Source organism: Nostoc sp. 'Peltigera membranacea cyanobiont' 232, assembly GCF_002245985.1.
GTDB lineage: Bacteria > Cyanobacteriota > Cyanobacteriia > Cyanobacteriales > Nostocaceae > Nostoc.
The window spans coordinates 1-17314 of sequence record NZ_NOLK01000168.1; the positions used below are offsets into that span (position 1 = coordinate 1).

The 17314-nt window shown below is 39.9% G+C and carries 8 protein-coding genes; 4 read left to right on the forward strand and 4 right to left on the reverse strand.

Annotated features, from left to right (window positions below; all coding sequences use genetic code 11):
* Positions 1 to 1926: M23 family peptidase (locus CDG79_RS33405; RefSeq protein ID WP_442946265.1), on the forward strand; the 1926-nt coding region annotated here is incomplete at its 5' end.
* Between the two features lie 3 nt (positions 1927 to 1929).
* Positions 1930 to 2658, forward strand: coding sequence for a hypothetical protein (locus tag CDG79_RS33410; RefSeq protein WP_094345950.1), 729 nt, complete (start codon positions 1930 to 1932; stop codon positions 2656 to 2658).
* A gap of 412 nt (positions 2659 to 3070) precedes the next feature.
* On the opposite strand, the gene CDG79_RS42995 is transcribed toward CDG79_RS33410, so the two are convergent.
* From CDG79_RS42995 to CDG79_RS33430, 4 genes are all read right to left on the reverse strand, one after another.
* Positions 3071 to 4177, reverse strand: a complete 1107-nt coding sequence (locus CDG79_RS42995; protein ID WP_094345951.1) for a DUF5895 domain-containing protein — start codon at positions 4175 to 4177, stop codon at positions 3071 to 3073.
* Positions 4178 to 4690: 513 nt separating this feature from the next.
* Positions 4691 to 11044, reverse strand: coding sequence for a DEAD/DEAH box helicase (locus CDG79_RS33420; RefSeq protein WP_094345952.1), 6354 nt, complete (start codon positions 11042 to 11044; stop codon positions 4691 to 4693).
* Positions 11041 to 11964: a hypothetical protein gene (locus CDG79_RS33425; RefSeq protein ID WP_094345953.1), complete on the reverse strand. Its 924-nt coding sequence runs from the start codon at positions 11962 to 11964 to the stop codon at positions 11041 to 11043. The genes CDG79_RS33420 and CDG79_RS33425 overlap by 4 nt, the downstream gene beginning before the upstream one ends.
* Before the next feature lie 4 nt (positions 11965 to 11968).
* Positions 11969 to 14878 (reverse strand): hypothetical protein, encoded by a 2910-nt coding sequence (locus tag CDG79_RS33430; protein ID WP_094345954.1) that lies wholly within the window; start codon positions 14876 to 14878, stop codon positions 11969 to 11971.
* Positions 14879 to 15347: 469 nt separating this feature from the next.
* On the opposite strand from CDG79_RS33430, the gene CDG79_RS33435 reads away from it, so the two are divergent.
* Both CDG79_RS33435 and CDG79_RS33440 read left to right on the forward strand, forming a co-directional pair.
* Complete coding sequence (locus CDG79_RS33435; RefSeq protein WP_094345955.1) at positions 15348 to 16523, forward strand: helix-turn-helix transcriptional regulator; 1176 nt, start codon at positions 15348 to 15350, stop codon at positions 16521 to 16523.
* Positions 16524 to 16722: 199 nt separating this feature from the next.
* Complete coding sequence (locus tag CDG79_RS33440; protein WP_189525220.1) at positions 16723 to 17199, forward strand: hypothetical protein; 477 nt, start codon at positions 16723 to 16725, stop codon at positions 17197 to 17199.
* Positions 17200 to 17314: the final 115 nt, after the last annotated feature.

The following is a 17314-nucleotide window of genomic DNA, read 5'->3' on the forward strand; positions in this document are numbered from 1 at the left end:
GCACAAGCTACAATCAACACATTTGGTGATGGCAATTTACCGACTCGAATTGTAGAAGTTGCAAATCCTCAGTCTCGACTACCTGCTACTAAAGTTTTGCTGCCAGACTGGAGCCGCATTTCTCTGGCCCAGCTACCAGGTATCAGTCAATCCGGTGCAATTGATGGCAGTCCCTACAGCCAGACGCTAGGTTATGACTTGAGTCGCACTTGGAATGTGGGTATGACTCCTGACCAATATTTGAAGTTAGGAGATATCAGTGAAGCATTACAGGCAGAGGAGTTTTCTTTGCAGGCGATCCAAGCGATCGCTCTCCCCACACAACCAGAGGCGAACACAGGCATTAACAGTATAGATTTAAACCAAATTGCCTTGAGTGAATTTCCCCTGATTGGGGAGCAGACATTGAGCCATTTAGCTCAGGTTGTTCCAGAATTAGCTAATACACGAGTAAACAATATTACACCTGTTGCAACCTTACTAAAATCAAAGGGAATTGCTGCATCTAATTTAACACTAGCTCAGGTACTAACACAGTATGAAGTTGGGCAAATGAAGCTGGGAGAAATCGACTTGTCAGAGTTTTCTATCTCTTCAATTCCTAACTTAGATGCAGTACAGCTACAACAATTTACAGGTTGGATGAATAGCAATGTTTCGGATATTCCTGGTTTGGGACAAGTACCTTTAGGATTAATGCCTAATCCCATCACTGAAATTGGTAGCTTGGTAATGCGGATTGATGTAGTTTATGGGCCAACAGAAAACCGCCGTAACAATACGATTTCTGGTTCAGACGTGCAAGGGTTTTCTGTCCCTTGTACTGAAAAAGACTGCGCTTATTTAGAACTGGATGATTTGGAGAATACAGGTCGTAGCGATCACCGAAGGTGGGCGTTCCGCCATCGCAGTAAGTTAGAAGGTAAACAGTGGATTTCCGGTAAATACCAAGAAGTCGAGGGCGGGCGGGGTATCCTGAAAGCAGTGAATAACGGTCGGGAACCAACAGGAAGGCTACCGTTTGGTAAAGCTTTTAAGGTGGTGGTAATGGAGCCAGATGAAACCACTGATACGGTAGATACGGCTTTGTTCTTTCGGTTTTGTGCTTGGCGAATGGGTTGTACACCTTATTTTATTGGGCCTGTTCCTTTTTTCAGCTACAAGGTTAACTCCCTGATATTTGTAGGCAATTTGAGTGAACAGAGGACAAATACTGCATCTTTACCAACTGGAGCGACAAGAGAGCCTAAAGCTAATACTACCAACCGTACTGGAGTAAGAGAGAAGATTAATCCATGCGCGTTCAGTAATGGTAGTCGGTCGATAACAGGTCAATCATTCTCTGGTATTGATTTGCGATCGCTCTCAAATGCGATCGCGGAGATTGAGAGCGCTGGTAGCGGGGATTACAAAGCAGTTGGCATACATACCTGTGCGGATGGGGGGTTAAATTGTGGTCGCGCTCTTGGTCGCTACCAGTTCATGAGTTATAACCCCTACGCAGTGCAGTTAATTGCTCTAAAGCCTGGAGGTCAAGAGTTCTTGAGTCAAGTGGGGCAAGGGCATCAACCAACAGAGGCTGAACTATTTGAGTTTTTTCCTCCAGCTGACCAAGATAGGGCGTTTATGGCTGATATGGCTAACAAAATTCAAGTAACACAAGAGCAAATCGATCCGGCTACAGGACAGCCATTTACCGGCGAGCGCCTAATTGAACGAGTGGCTCAAAAGCATTTTGGTGGTGATTACAGCAAAGTTGATGGAAATGGCTCAGATGCCCTCGGTCGCCTCAGTCTCAAAGATTACGGCAAAACCGCTTTAGCTAGTTATCGCAACAGTAATACCGATAATGGAACGCTGACCTGTTCTCCCAATGTAAATTCTAGCTACATCAGCACTGCTAAAAATACTGAAAATGGGAGGTAGAGGATGAAAGATTTATCTAAAACTTCTATTACTTCACTTCATGAGATAAAAGAAACATTTGATACTGATACCAATTCAAAAATACACTTTGGGCAAACAGAGGAAGGAAAGGGAGTTTATTCTGACTCCGCCTCCCCTAGTCAGTCTCAACCACTGAAGACAACTGCATATCAATTACCAGCACCTTCTATGAGGGTACGCTACTGGATTCATTGGTTTCGCATTGGTTTGGGCATCTTTTTGTTGCTGTCAATTCTCATGAGCTTAGGGGGCTGTAGCTTAAATGCGGCAACCGTTACTTGGAACAAAGCTGCTAATGTTCTGCCTGCGACAGTCGTTGAACAGGTGATTGTAGAAAATACAGAGTTGAATGCCAAAGTATCTGCTAAAAATATACTGGCTTGGAGTGTGGAAGGGAAAGACGGCAGGTTGGCAGTTTTCAACTTGAATACGCCTGATGTCTGTGGTGCTTTGGGATGTCTGTATACTGGTTACTGGCTCAGAAAGGACAGACCAATTACTCAGGTATTCTTGAGTTACTTGAATCCCAATCTGCCACCAGGTAAGCATTTGTTAGAAGTGGGAGAGAACCGAGGTCAGGCATTACCGTGCATTAAGGTACTGCAAACCGAGCAAGAGCAGCTACGTCAATTGAATTTTTGTTTCAATGGCACTGGCTATCAACTTGCTGATAGTCAGCTTTTCACTAATAGTAAAAAATATCAAAGTTGATACAGTAGAATTCAGAATTCAGGAGTCAGAATTCAGAAGTAAAACAGGCTTTACGCCAGGTTTTGAGACTTAGGTTGTGTACTTTACCAACTTGAAATCTGCTGTAACTCGAAAGCGGGGAAAAACTCTGCCATAGTCTTCTTAGCTACGGCAGGGTATTTTCATCTAAAACCTCTAGGAAATTCCCATTAAATCGGTATCTAGGTCAGTGGTGGATGAAGAGTGCTGTTAGCGGATAGCTAAGGTTTAGCCCGTGCTGAGTTAAAACTTGGCCGCACACAAGTGGAGCAACTGCCGTGCGGGGCATGTACCAGGTACATAAGTACTGAGTGACTTTTAATTTACTCAGAACTCATGACTCAGCACTGAGTACTGGGTAGTTTACCAGCACAGACGCTATAGTTGCATTGGACTATTCCTCATCATCCAGTTCATCGTCTTCTTCCTCAAAATCATCATCGTGTAACTCAGCTTCCAAATCGTCGGTTTCATCGAGGAAGTCGTCATCGTCAATAAGTTGAATTTTGCGAGGTGGCTTGGTCGCTGGTTTCGATTTCCGAACGCTTTGAGTTTTGTTCCTATTCTTATTTGGTGGCAATACTTCCACGTCAACAGATACCGATTCTCCCGGTAAAGCAGGTAGGGATTGAGGTTCATTAAAACCAGCGATCGCATTATGTTGTTGCCAAATTAGGGCTTTAGCTGTGGGTTGACCCAAATAAAATTGAGACAGATTTTCAACGGTAGGTTTGGTATAGTCTACAGTTTTACAACAGTCGTGTTTATTCTTACCTTCGCCCTCTTTGACAGCTTTGAACTCGACTGACAGTACACCTAAGCTACGCCACCTATCGTTTTTGCCACTAAATGGCACTTGGAAATAGTCAGCAAAGGTTTTCTCCAAAGAACGGTAAAACTCCTCACGCACCGACTTAAAACTCCAGAGAGCTACATTCTTAAAGCGGACAACGACAGGAGTAGTATGCAGGGGTTGATTATCCTCATCCAGAAACACCAGTGCATGTTCTGAACACACATCCATTGTTTTCTTGTCAAGGTTATGCTTGTATTCATCATAAAGCCCAACAAAAGAACCACCTAAGTCTTCAACATCTGATTTATAACGGATATATTCTGGCACAAAAGCTAAAACTAGTAACCGTGCTTGAGTAATTAAAAGTCCAGTAACATCTTCAGTTAGGGTGACAATAGTTAGGTCGTTTTCATCAGGCATATCAAGCCAGCCAGCCTTTTCTAACTGGTCTTCTGGAATTAGAAGTCCGGCGGGTTTGTCATTAACGACAATGCCGTAAGGCAGTAACGGTCGTCTAACTTGGTTATAACTGTCGCTGAGAAGTTCTGGGTCAATATCGTCAATATCAAGGTCTGACAATTGAGTGTTAGGAGCTTTAGATTTAGCTGCTTGAGTTTTGGTATTAGCTTTGGGATTAGAAGCAGCAGTTTTGGCAGTAGATTGATTGGAGCGATTAGAGTTGTTTGAAACCCTAGATTTAACCATTGGACTACATAAATATGATTGCCCAACGCATGAGGCGTTAGCCTCAAAACTTATTTACAAATCGTTGTTTATGAGGCAATTACTCTCCACCACAGATTTAAATTACGCCATAAAATAAAGTATTTCCATTCATTTTCGCGCGGTTCTGATAGCGGATCTCGGCTCAATGCCTTTCGTCTAACTGAAGTCTAGCTAAATGTTAGACTTCAGTTAGCCATTTTTGTTAGACAGAAGATGAAATATAGCGATTATGTTAAAAGTAAGAAACGCTTGTGTGTTTAAGTTAAAAGTGTATTACCACAAGCGTTTTAAGTGCTAATGCTTTCTACTCCTGTTGCGAGGTCGCACCCATGAGGCTAACACTGAGGTAAGAAAATGCAATAGATGGGATGTGAGTGCCAGTCTAACCAAAAACTGGGTTAAGTATATGGTTCCTTTAATTTAGTAAAAGTGAAATTTATGGATAATACAGCCCTCTATTGTGCAACGCCAATTCTTCGCCATCCTCAAATTTTAAATGGTTTTCTCAACTACTACATAAGTAGTAAATTTAACACGATATTTTCCGCGCTCTCTTGCTAAAAAGGTCATCCCGATGTCAAAAATCACTTGATAATGCAGTCCGTCTTGTCGGTAGATTTCCAGAACGCGACCGTGAGGAATAAGGTGACTCCATTGTTTGAAATCAACTGAGCGTTTAACTCGAATCGACAAATTATTTTCATTCGGTTGGAGTTGAACAAATATTTTTTTAAGCTCTTTCTCTATGGTAAAAGCGTTCTTAGCATCCTTATCTTCAGTTGTGAGAATTTCGACATGAGATTGAGTATCAAATCCACCCCATTTTAATAATTCAACTAAAATGGAAGCCCCTTCTTCCCTCAGATAGCGATCGCGGTAGATAATCTTCGTCACCTCGCTTCCAGATAAAGCAGCCTCTAATCTCAGTTTATTTCTAAGTTCTGACATGCTGAAGTCACCGCGCCATTCCTTCTCAGAGGGGTTTAAGAAGATTACGGTAGTGTTTATATCTTCTAACTCAGTTGCTTGAACAAGTCTTGCTTCCTGGCGTAATTTTTCTAACCGACTAAAAACTGTTTTAACACCTTCTGGGCTTCGGGTTTGAAACCATGTTGATGGTTCATTGTTTGAGAATTGCTGCAATGACAGTGCAATACGATTACTTTGGTTGCTATTGAAACAGAGAGTTGGGACATCCTGATGTAAATTTTCAGCACAAACCTGGTAAAGTTTTACTAAACCTTGGTCTATCAACTGTTGTAAGCGTTTTCGCCAAACCTTGAGGTGATTTCGTTGGTCTAAAGAAGCATCTGAAAGTGTATTCGGGTCTGGCAAATGGTTTACTATTAATTCAAGTGGCTTATTAATCGGTCTCATAGAGTAAACTGCATCTGTAAGCAGATTTAACCAAGGCAAATTTGAACCTTTATTTAAACCAAACTCATCGATTAGTTTGGGTAAATAAATTAAAGTATCTGGTGCAGCTGCTCGGCAAACTGCTGGTAAGATATCTGCGATGAGAGACAAACTTATTCTGTTAGAGTTGGGAGCAAATTTTTGTAATTCTTCATCTGGACTGACTTGCTCAACTATCGGTATAAGAAAATCTGCCACTAAATGACGGTTAAATTGGTTGTGAAATGGCTGGTTTGAGTAAGTTTGCAAACAGTCATAACAACTAGTTGCACAGTTGCATGATGAAACTATTTTTAATGCTGTCTTTAAAACTTCATCAAAGCGTTCGGCAACGCGACGGCTGTATCCTGCCCCTCCAGGCACATTGTCATAAATAATAATGTTAGCGCGTTTGTCCGAACGAGGCGTAAACAGCCCATCTAATTCTGTACGCGGTACGTCAATTACTTGGGCTGCTGCTGCTAACAATGCATAAGTGAGAGAACGCCAAAATTCTAAACCTCGGTTGCGATTTTTTGTATTGGTAAAAATTTCGCCGTCATCTTCGCGTTCTCCGTCTTCGCCGAACAGGGGTGTGGGTTCAGTTTTGGAGTCAAAGACAATTTTTAGTAAATCGCTACAAAATTCATGTCCCAAATGCATCAATGTATAGCGGCCAGAACATGGTTTTCCTGTTCTGGGATGAGTATGAGGAATTTGCGATGATTGTTGGCTAGTTGCAGAGTTTTTATTGGCCCCTTTTTTACCCCGGCTTTTTTTCGTTTCTCCTTTGGGTAATAAATCGCTCAAATCGCGTCCACAGGTAGTACAAATTGCAAATCCTTTTCTATCAAACCCTTTGTCTTTACCATAGGAACCTTGATTAGCTAAAAAGAAATTTCCACCTTTGCTAACAGTAAGAGTATACAAACCCAATTGTGGAGGTAAGGTTTCTGATAAATCCCCATCATTTATTAAGAAAATCTGAGATACTGGTTGACGCTGCGGTTTGATATAGGGAGTGACTTCTGGAAGTTTTTCCCAATCAGTTGTAAATGCTTTGGGAACCTTGTAAAGTTTCATTTTTTTAGCCGCAGGTGAAGATGGCTCATCACCGCAGACGGGACAGGATTCTACTAGTTCATCTCCCGTATTAGCATCTAAAAAATGATTGCAATTTTGACAAACCCAATAGAACTTTTGTTCTAATTCTGTTGGTTTAAGAATGCCAACACTTTTGTACATTCGGTCATCTACTATTATTTCTTGATCTGGAGCATATTCACCAAGAGCAAGTCGGCGATCGCGTTCTAGTCGATGTTTTCCTTGTGCGGAATTATACTCATTGCTTTCCCCGGTCAAAAGGCGAACTACGTCAATAGGAAAACCATAAATTGGTAGGATACTGGCTTGCGCTAGTTCGTTGTGTAGGCGACGAGAGCCTATTTTATCAAGTTCGCGCTTTGTCCCAGCAATAAGTCTGGCTATTTTCTCTAAATTTTTTGTTTCAGATGGATCGGTAATGCGGTTTCGTAGTTCAAGCATATCTTCCGCTAAACTATTCCAATCTTGAAGTTGCTGCTCTTGAAAATCTTCAATCCCATCTTTAAAGCCTCTCAGCACTATAGCTGCTTGACTTTCGGAGCTACCTAACCGAGTTAGCCACTGCACGGCTAGCTCTGCTGCTTCATCGCTATTTAGCCATTGTTGTAACTTACAAATCTTGGCTTCAGCAGCAGGAGTGAAATTTTCAGAGGAAGCAGGATTTTCTAGTGGTAAATCCAAAAACTCTGCTATTTTTATTTCTTCTGCACTGAGATTCCAGTTTTCTCGTAAAAATGCAGCTAGTAACTCAGCATGAATGTGACGCTGCTGTATTTGGAAGTTAGCAGAATCAAGCTTGGGAATTTGATTGCTACCAGCAATTAACTCTTTTGGTTGCTCAAAATAAAAGCGGTCGTGGGGACGGCGTTGCCCATACATTAAAGTAATAGCTACACCATCTGTGCGTCGTCCAGCGCGTCCGGCTCGTTGCTGGTAGTTGCTAACATGGGGAGGGAAATTGCGAAGAACCACCGCTTGCAACTCACCAATATCTACACCCATTTCTAAGGTTGTCGAACAACTGAGCATATTGATGCGACCTTGGCGAAAACGATTTTCGCGTTTTTCTAGTTCTGCAACACCTAGCTGTGCTGTATGTTCTTGCGATCGCAGTGGCAAGGGTAAGCGTTGTTTAATTAAATACTGCTGGTAATGTTCGGCAGAGGTTTGTTCAATTTTTTCAGGTGTGTAAGACTCAAGAGTACCACCACATTTATAAGCCGAACATCTTTGAACGCTAAGTTTTCCAAGAGTGATTTTTGATAAACTTGGAACATGAAAAATCTGCTGGCAGCAATTACATTTATACCAATCTTGCCGCGTCTCAAAAATATTTAACAGTCCCCAGTTGAGTTGAAATCCCTTTTTAGCTGAAACAAGTAAGCCAAAGTCTTGAAGTTGCCGGAAAAGCCATATAAAATCTTCTTTATTAGGAAGTTCCTCTTCGCCAAATATTTGTAAGAAGTACCAACCCAAGCGATTTGGTGGTTTTCTCACCTTTCCTTGTTTCCAAGGCATAAAAGAGGGAGAGTCTTTATATTTTTTTGTGTCATCATCTGATTTTTCTAAAAATAGGTAATTTTTAGACTTACCCTGAGCATCTATCATTTCGGGACGGCGACCATCGCCTCCGGTTTCTTGAAAGTAGCTGGATGAGCCTTCAATGCTAACAATTCCTGTGCGACGGATGATGTCAGTAATAACTGTCAATAAAATCTGCGCCTCATCATTGCTGATTTCAAATTTACCAGCAACTGACTCTATTAAATGCTTCTCCAATTCTATATGACAAGTTAACAATGCAAATGCTTCTAAGGTTAAACGACGGTTAAAATAAAGAGCAAATTCCTTAACTAATATTTCCTTAGCTCGTTTCTGAGCTAAATCTTCCGCATCTATTTTATTTTTTCTATCTTTAGGTTCCTCTTCTGGATCGTTAGGACGGTAGCTTTTATAATTTACATCAGATTTTCGATCAGGGTGAGGAATATAAAATTCTAAAAATTCTGCTTTCAGTTGGTTAATTAATTGATTAACAGATGTAATACCTTCAGCATTTTTTATCTGATTAAATGCTTGCCAAAGCATCTGTCGATATAGCATTTCGGTATGGGTACGTTGATAGTCGGAGGCAAAAAAGGCTGCATCTTGACGACCATCGGAAAAGGTAAGTATTTTCCGCTTTGAAGAGTTTTTATCAGTCTTTTCTGTTTCTGGTAGTAGTTCAAATAGACTATCAAGCATCGCCTCTAATGGGCCATCTGTATAAGTCACAAATCGATTAATTGCTAGAGTAGTGCGCCCAGTTCCAGCACCACAAGCAGCACATCTGTTTAAATAACAACCGCCTTCATCTCCGTCATTTTTTTTGCGATGCCATGCTAAAATAAATTCATTTTCTGGTGTTACTTTGTTTGTAAACGTTTCATCTGAAAGTTTACCAATCCAGCCATGCTTCTGAAGTTCAAATTTAAAAGTTTTTAGTGTTGTTGATTCTTGTTCCTCTTCATCTTCACCCATTTCCTCTTCTTCTGTTACACTGTCTAAATTGCCAGAAGTCAAAGTGTAAATCTTGGTATTATCCTTTAATGCTTGAATTGATCTGGGTAGAGATTCTAGTTCTCCCGAATCTTGACGTTGAGTAAATACATAACCCTGACCGCATTGAGAACAACTACCCAATTCTAATACAGGGGAACCACAGCATTCACAGGTTTTTTTCTCATTCAAATAAAGTTGCCCATACCGTACTTCACGGTCTGAATAAATTGGGTCGTGCGCTGCTCCCGAACATTTGGGATTAATACAGGCATAAAGTCCCTCTAAACTGCGAAATAAAAGATGCAATCTCACAGGAAGTAAAGGTAAATCATCTGGATTTGCACGAGCGAGAGTACCTATTTGCAGCAAATGAGCTAGTGCAACTTCTGCATCTGTATCATCAACGCTACCATCTAATTTAATTGGCAGATTTACACCCCATAATTCTGTAGAGCGAACTATTTCTTCCCAAGGTTTAGGTTCGCGACAAAGTATATTAATCAGTCGATGTATTAAGGGATGTCCCTTGAGAGCAAACCAGAGGAATTTGTGGATATCGCTATCAGCTTGCGACTCAGCTAATTTTAGTTGTTGTTCGGGTACAATAGCGCTTAGTGGGTCAAACCAAGAACTAATTGGAGAACCTTGTTGTGGTAATTCAATAATACTTAAATATTGTATAATTTCTTCATTAGTAAGTGCAGCAGGTAGGGTATAAGGTTTGCCTAATCGGTCTTTGGCATTGAGACGCTGACCGCGAATTACTTGACTAAAAGTTTCACCAAAAAACTCTCCTGCAAATGCGATAACTTTATCATCAACCGAAGCATCTCCTAAGCTGGCACTGGTAGCGATGCAGCGAATTTTACCTTTTTGTTCCACACCTACGGAAGCTTTAAAACGCTCTAATAGCATGGAAACTTCACTACCCTTAGCACCATCATAGGTGTGAGCTTCATCTACTACTAACATTTTGAAAGTATTTACTGAAGCCTCAAAAATTTTTTCTCGCTCCTTGGGCCGAATCAACATATGCTCCAGCATGGAGTAGTTGGTAATTAAAATATGGGGTGGTGCTTCCCACATTTCTTCTCTTGAAAGTAATTGCACTTGGCTAGTTTTTTCAATAGCTTTATCAATTAATTCCTCATCTTTTATAGATTTTATTTCAGCCGAGGTAAATAATTGCCGTAGTTCTTCTGGATCGTAAGCTGCAAATTCTTCTCTTAATGACTCTATTGCTTTACCTTTGTCTTTTTCGGTGCGACTGGTGTAGAATCCAAATTTAGTTTTGGTTGTCGTCTTTTGGCGACATAACAATTGCCGCAGACGTTTAACTTGGTCATTTACCAGAGCGTTCATCGGGTATAAAATTAGCACCCGCACTCCAGCAAGCGATAAATTATCTCCTTCTTTCAGCAGCATATCGAGCATGGGTGTCAGAAAACACTCAGTTTTTCCCGAACCTGTACCAGTTGCAACGACTATATTTTGCTGTTGTTCTACAACTGCGCGGATAGCTTTTTCTTGATGTTCGTACAACCGACGGCTACTAGGTATAAATAGTGTTGCCATCTCAGGGTGTAAAACCCCTTGTTCGACCAAATCATTGATACTAAGACTTGATTTATATGGCTGGGAACCTTCGAGGTAAGGATGTTGCCAAAGGTTTCCAGGTTGCTCTAATAATTGCTTAAAACCGTAGCGGAGATGGGGGTCACGTAGGGGGTAAGCTGTAAGTAAATAGCGAATAAAGTCTGCACGGGGTTGTTCAACTGCTGCGATTGGATCTAGATATTTAGTCATACTAATTTAGCTCCTAAACGTTTAAATGCTTCTTTTACAAGTGGCCAGTTTTTTGATTGAAAATTTCGAGTTCTGTATTCTTCTCCAGGCTCAGAAATATGCCATAACCACCGTGCATAGATACTGGGAAGATAGACACCTTGCAAATTTAACTTTCCTGGAGGTTCATCCCAAATTACTTTTAAAGGGCATCCCATTTGTTTGTCCTGGTAGAACATGGCTAAAATAGCTAAATCTGGCTCTAATTCATAAAAATTTTGGTCTTCAAACCAGAGATATTCACCTGTGGGTAAGTGCAATATATCTTCATTTTTGATACTTTCGCGGCTCGGATTGCGCCAACGTTCTTTCTGCGCTTCATTACAGGGTACGTATCGCTGAATATAGCTTCCATTTTGCCAATTTTTGATAGAAAAAGGGTCTTCTGTCCAAGTTGAACGCAACTCCGATTTCAAGGCTTTTCTTGGCATTGGGAAATTTTCAATACTATCTGAAATAGTCAGCAAACAAATACCAACTTGATTAAGACGGTTTTTAATCCTATGAAATTGATTACTTTGAGGGCGTAACACTAAAGGATTTGGAGGGTTTTGTTGACTTTCTAGGACTTGATGAGCCAGAGTCAAATAAGCGCGATCGCCCCGAAATAGCAAACTTGTTAAATCTTCTTTATTCTGGGCTAAAACCATCGGAGGAGCAATGCAGTAATGGTTTCGCGTTCCTGCTAATATTTCACCTTCTGCTTGCAATTCATTTAGAGTATTTTGAATTGTATCTGTTAGGTTTTCTTGAGATTCGTTGGGAGAAAGACTTGAAACTAGCAGCGAAATAATCTGATGCTTTGTTAAAGACTGTGGAATTGTCCGATTATCGGAATGACGATGATTGCTGAGTAGTTGAGTAATTTTTTCGGCTAACATGATTTTATGCTTTTAAAATATTTTGAGCCTCATTGGAGGTTAAAGGCTGAGTTTGTTGAATGTATTCTAAAGGTATATAGCTGTTAATATCATTTATATTTATATTTTTGTATTTTAATAATAGAATATCATCGTAAACAGTTTGTTTAGGAAGATGAATAATTAAATTTTTTTTCTGCCGATGATTTTTTTCAATGTTTATTTCTATTTGTTTAAAAACAAAATTTCGTTTTTTAGGGTTTGTTAACCTTATTAATAACCAATTTTCTTGAATAGCTGCTACGTGAAAAGTATTCGCTCCTTTTGATATTGTTACTTTTTGCGTACTTCCCGGACTTTTCAACTTGACTTTTAGATTTTCAACAAGAGCTTGGAGTTTCTCTGTAAGAGAATTAATCTGCAACCATTCTGGAAGATAGCAGGGTAAATTTTTCAGGCTATCAATAGCTGTTTGTAATAAATAGGGGTCATAGTCATATTTATTGGCAGATTTCACAAAATCACTAACAGATTCATTACCTAGAATGGTGTAGCAGTAATCTGCCAAATCTTCATTTTCTAAAGTTTCATCCGGTAAATCATTTTGATTGCTATTACACCACCAACCAAGGTTATGTCGTAGTTTACGTGAGCCTAATATCTGAATATTATAAATTCCAGGTTGCAATTTTAACGGAATATTGATTCTATCTTCATTTGACGAAACTGGGTAAATTTTAATTTCTACTGGCGAATTTTCAGGTAAGAGTAAATTCCAGCATGAAAGATAATAAAGTTCGTTAGATAATAAACCAGATATTTGAACTGCTTGATTATCCCAAGTGCAGCTAATTACCAGGGAAGCAACTTCCATTTCTATTAAACGTTGTGTTTCTCCACCTATCCTCTGGAAATCTAAAGCATACCAATTAGAATCAGGAGATAATAAATTATAAAAAGATGCCAAGTTTATGTGTAAATTACCCAATGAATCTGCTTGACACTGAGAAAATACAGTTTCCTGCCTATCATATAAAGATAAACTGATAATTTCTAGAGGTAAAAGACCTTTCATTTTAATTTCTTCTGCCCAAAAAGTATCAGCAGAACTATTATGAATAGGTAAGTTTTCTACTTGTCCTTGCGAACTGCTACTAATTAGTAAATTGTTAATTTCTGGCTTGCTAGCCATCTGATAGTTGGACTGAGTTTCAAACTTATATGACCAGCGATGAAATTGATTCCAAAAGCGGGCTTCATATTGACCTGGTTCAATAATCCATTTATCGAGAGGAATTGCTTGCCATTTATCGCTTGGTTGTATTATTTCAGTTGTAGTAATAATTGTTTTTTGATGGGTGATATTTTCGATAGAAACATTTAAGGATATTTGTCCCTCAATAGGCGGATACCAGAACGTGGGAATTTCTAGATAAACAGATTTTTTACCCTTGAGCTTCAGTCCTCTTAAGCTTGGTTGTTCCTCAAAAGAAAGTTTCCAGCTAATCGTTCGGAATGTAGTAATCTCTTCATCGGAGAAAGCTATGAAGATAATTGATGATTCTTTCGTTGTCAGTGTAAGCTGTTTACCTTGCCAGCCTCTAATACTAGATGGTACACAAGTATCTACAATTTCAATACCATTACCAAAGTCTAGACAAACGCCTTTAGGAGTAAAGAAAATAATTTCTTTGGCTCCCCTGATGCTAGGATTAGTAGAGTCTAAATTTAAGTGTTCGCCTGTCCCAGCATCGAATATTAAACAAGGCAGATTCCTGGCTACACCCTCAAGCTTCCACTCATTTAAGCAATTTTTTCGATGATCTAAGAGTTGCCATTCCCATAGTTCAGCCCCACTTTTGATATTTACAACTTGTTCGGGAATCATTAATCCTGGATTATTGGGAATAGTACCTTCCCAATGTGCTGCTGGAATTTGGCAGAAAGTACCACTTAAGCGTTCCCAATCTTTCTTCCAAAGGCTTTGTTCTGGCAGCACTAGCTGCATATTCAATGATTCAGTAACATCTAAAACCAGTGATAGAGGCTTTTGGCGACGACTAATTATTTTACGGCTATTACCAAAACGACGCTGTTTAGGAGTTAAAACCTGAATTAGACTGTTCCAATCCCTCAAGAAAAAATTGTTTGGTAAGTAATAGTTTCTCAGCAGCTTTTCGCGCTTATTGTCATCTTTCAGCGCTTCCGGTAATGTTCCTTGACGTTCAAGTTCAACAGCAATAATAGCAATACCTTGAAGTAACTGCCCGGAGATTGGTTCAACTTCCTCGTTTTCTTTCTGCGGGCAACTAGCTTTGAGAAAATGAATTAGAGTAGCCCATTGAGGATGCTTTTCTTGACAAAAATCAAACAGTTCTTCAGAAATATCTTCACATGAGCTATGGGCAATTTCCCACCATCTATATTCATTTGAGAATTCCTGAACTAAGTGGGCAAAATGATTGAGGTTTTGTTGAGGAATACCACTTTGCAGCCATAAGGTTGATACATAGGGATACCCTCCTTTAGCTTTGACAAGACCAAGTAGGTCAAACCCATCACCAACAATCCGACGTAGTGTCTTCTCTAGGCTTCGATTACACGAAAGTTTTAACTTTTGACAAAAACCATACCAAAATTTTTCTTCAACGCTTGAATAATAATATGCATACTCAGATAGAGCAAAAGTTAGAATTTTCAGCCAGTTCTGCTTAGGTTCATCGAATCTTTCATATAACTTATTATAAGTAACTGTACTTAGGTTCCTCAAGTTATAGCCTACAACATCTAAAACTTGGTCTGTATCTTTTTGATTAATCTGAATGCTACCCAAAAATCGCTGCCCTTTGGGACGATTGGAATGAGACCAATGTGATGAAATTTCCTGCCAAAGATGTTGCGTTTGTGTTGGTATAGAGAAGTTAAAAGTAGTCATTATTTAGTAGATAACTAACTTAGTTAAACTGCGTCGCTAACGCTGGGCTATCGGGCAATCGGAGAAGGGATTTATCCCTTCTGCCTTTTTCCCTCTGCTTTCTTGTTCAATTTTTACTAACCAGACAACCAACAAAGTTCGGTTGCTGCCCTGACAAAAAAGTATCTCTATACTTAAGATTCCCTGCAAAGGTTTTTAAGTAACTATTTTTACACTATATCTACAATTTACGCGGGAAATTATCTATTTAAGATATCGGTCTAGTACTTCTGCCGTTTGAGTGCAATGTAGCCTGAATCCCTTGATTTACCTTGTATAAACTGCATAGTAGCAAAAGGAATTTCAAGAAATCCATTAAATCCGAGTATTTATTTGATTATTTAAAATTACCTAAAAAGCAAGACTAGTAGAGCTTTGAGAGGTTAATTTAAGTACTAGTTGAATATTTTCTTTTACTTGACAGGTCAAAATGCCCAAGAAGTCTATTGCTCATCTTTATACTGACCTCCAGGCGTTTGAACGGTTGATGCTACTGATTGCGACTTTTGTGCGTTATCCCGGAGTGGGCAACAGTGATTTTAATGATTCAATCGATACAAAATCTGGGGGTTATCATGATGCACTTACTGAGGTGTCGGTGCGTTTGCAGGAAGTTGCTCGTGACTGCGGTATTGATTTGCCAGCTTACTCACTACACACGCTGCGAAAAGATTTGCGGACATTGCGTCACTACAATATCCTAGACAACCGTATGTATCGTTGGGGTTATTATCTGGGGACTGGTGCAATGAGTCTGGTCGAATTACAGGTTGCGTTCAATGCCTTGAGTTCTCAAGCAAAATATCAACAAGATCCGCAAGTTAACAAAATTTATCAGATATTGATGCGACGATTGCGGGGACTGAACTTAGCAGACCAATTTGCCTATCCAGTGCGGGCGCAAATCAATCGAGCAATTATTTACACTGACCCAGAAGAAATGATGGCTGATAGCAAGTATCGTGGCACCCTTTTTGAGAAACTAGAACAGCTAGAAAGCGCTATTATTCGGGGCCAGGCAATAGAAATTTATCGCAGTCGCAATGCTTATCAAAAAGGTATTACTGAGTTTTTAAATATTTACCCTTTACAACTTATCTATTCAGATATAGCTTGGTATCTATTGCATGAAGATTGTCAGAATGGACATTTAGCTATCTCAAGGTTGGATAGGTTTACCGAACACTTTAAGTTGCTTGACTCTAAAGGACGGGATTCAACAGAACAATGGCAAAGCCTCCAAGTCGCACATCAACTACTGGAGAATGGCTGGGGGTTATATTTAGGTAAACAAGAAGAACAAAGTTTAGAGCGACAGGGAAAATTAGATTTTGTTAAAGTAACCGTGCGCTTCTTCCCTGATGTTATGGTGTTTATTCAAGAAGGCGAAAAACGCCATAAAAGCCAGAAAATTTCTTTTGGAGCGAAAACTCCAGATGGAAAACCAAGCTACCTAGATTACAGACTCAAACTTCCATCGCGATCGCTGACGGAATTTAGCCGTTGGGTTTATCGCTTTATGGGTAGCGCTCAATTCCTTACACCGAAGGAATTGGTGGAAAAACACAAGCAAGCTGCTCAGGAATTGCTTGCTCGTTATCTTTAGAATTCTAGAATTAGACATTGCTAATTTGCAATGTCTGACGAACGACGCTCCTCTCACTCCTTCCATCCCTACACGATAATCATTTTTTGTTTCAAATCACAATCGCTTCTCTTAAGACCTCTAAAAAAATGTCCAGAAGGTCAATACTTTAGCTTTCACTTGGTAGCTAAAATTTCTGTTAAATGCATACTTCACTGCTATGAACATTTACCAGAAAAATCTACCACACAACCAGATCACTGCTAACTCGACATTAATTGAAGTGTCATCCTTACAAACACAAGAGGCTAGCATTGACTTTGGCAAGTTGTTTCAGCAGTATAACAATCCCCAAGGTTGGATGATGGTAGGTGGAATACTGTTCGTTATACTGTTGTTGCAAATCAGTGGTACTGGTAAGGGAAAAATTACCACTGGTAAAGTCTCCGGTATTAGCGAGAAACTAGCAGCAACTAACCTAGCACTCAAGCAAATCAAGGAGCATAAACACAATAAAGTTACCCTGTGGTCTGGTACTCCTCGCTATTGGGTAAAAGGTAAATGGCGATCGCTAATTACTAATCTGCAAACAATGTTAGGTGCATCTCCTAGTGTTTGGTTTCCCAATGCCGAAAGGGGAACACTGGTAATAGGTGCGCCTGGGTCTGGTAAAACCTACTCTACCGAATGGCACTAAGAAAAGCCGGAACCCTTGCAGTTTAAGCAGTTTGCAATTGTTTGCGTAACTCATGCCGGGTTTTAGTCATCAAGGGGTAAATTTTTGGGCGACGTTTGCGGACTCGTGGTTCGCT

What these genes read in the sequence shown, in the direction of transcription:
- CDG79_RS33410 (WP_094345950.1), top strand. Translation starts at nt 1,930, where the DNA reads ATGAAAGATTTATCTAAAACTTCTATTACTTCACTTCATGAGATAAAA.
- CDG79_RS42995 (WP_094345951.1), bottom strand. Translation starts at nt 4,177, where the DNA reads ATGGTTAAATCTAGGGTTTCAAACAACTCTAATCGCTCCAATCAATCT.
- CDG79_RS33420 (WP_094345952.1), bottom strand. Translation starts at nt 11,044, where the DNA reads ATGACTAAATATCTAGATCCAATCGCAGCAGTTGAACAACCCCGTGCA.
- CDG79_RS33425 (WP_094345953.1), bottom strand. Translation starts at nt 11,964, where the DNA reads ATGTTAGCCGAAAAAATTACTCAACTACTCAGCAATCATCGTCATTCC.
- CDG79_RS33430 (WP_094345954.1), bottom strand. Translation starts at nt 14,878, where the DNA reads ATGACTACTTTTAACTTCTCTATACCAACACAAACGCAACATCTTTGG.
- CDG79_RS33435 (WP_094345955.1), top strand. Translation starts at nt 15,348, where the DNA reads ATGCCCAAGAAGTCTATTGCTCATCTTTATACTGACCTCCAGGCGTTT.
- CDG79_RS33440 (WP_189525220.1), top strand. Translation starts at nt 16,723, where the DNA reads ATGAACATTTACCAGAAAAATCTACCACACAACCAGATCACTGCTAAC.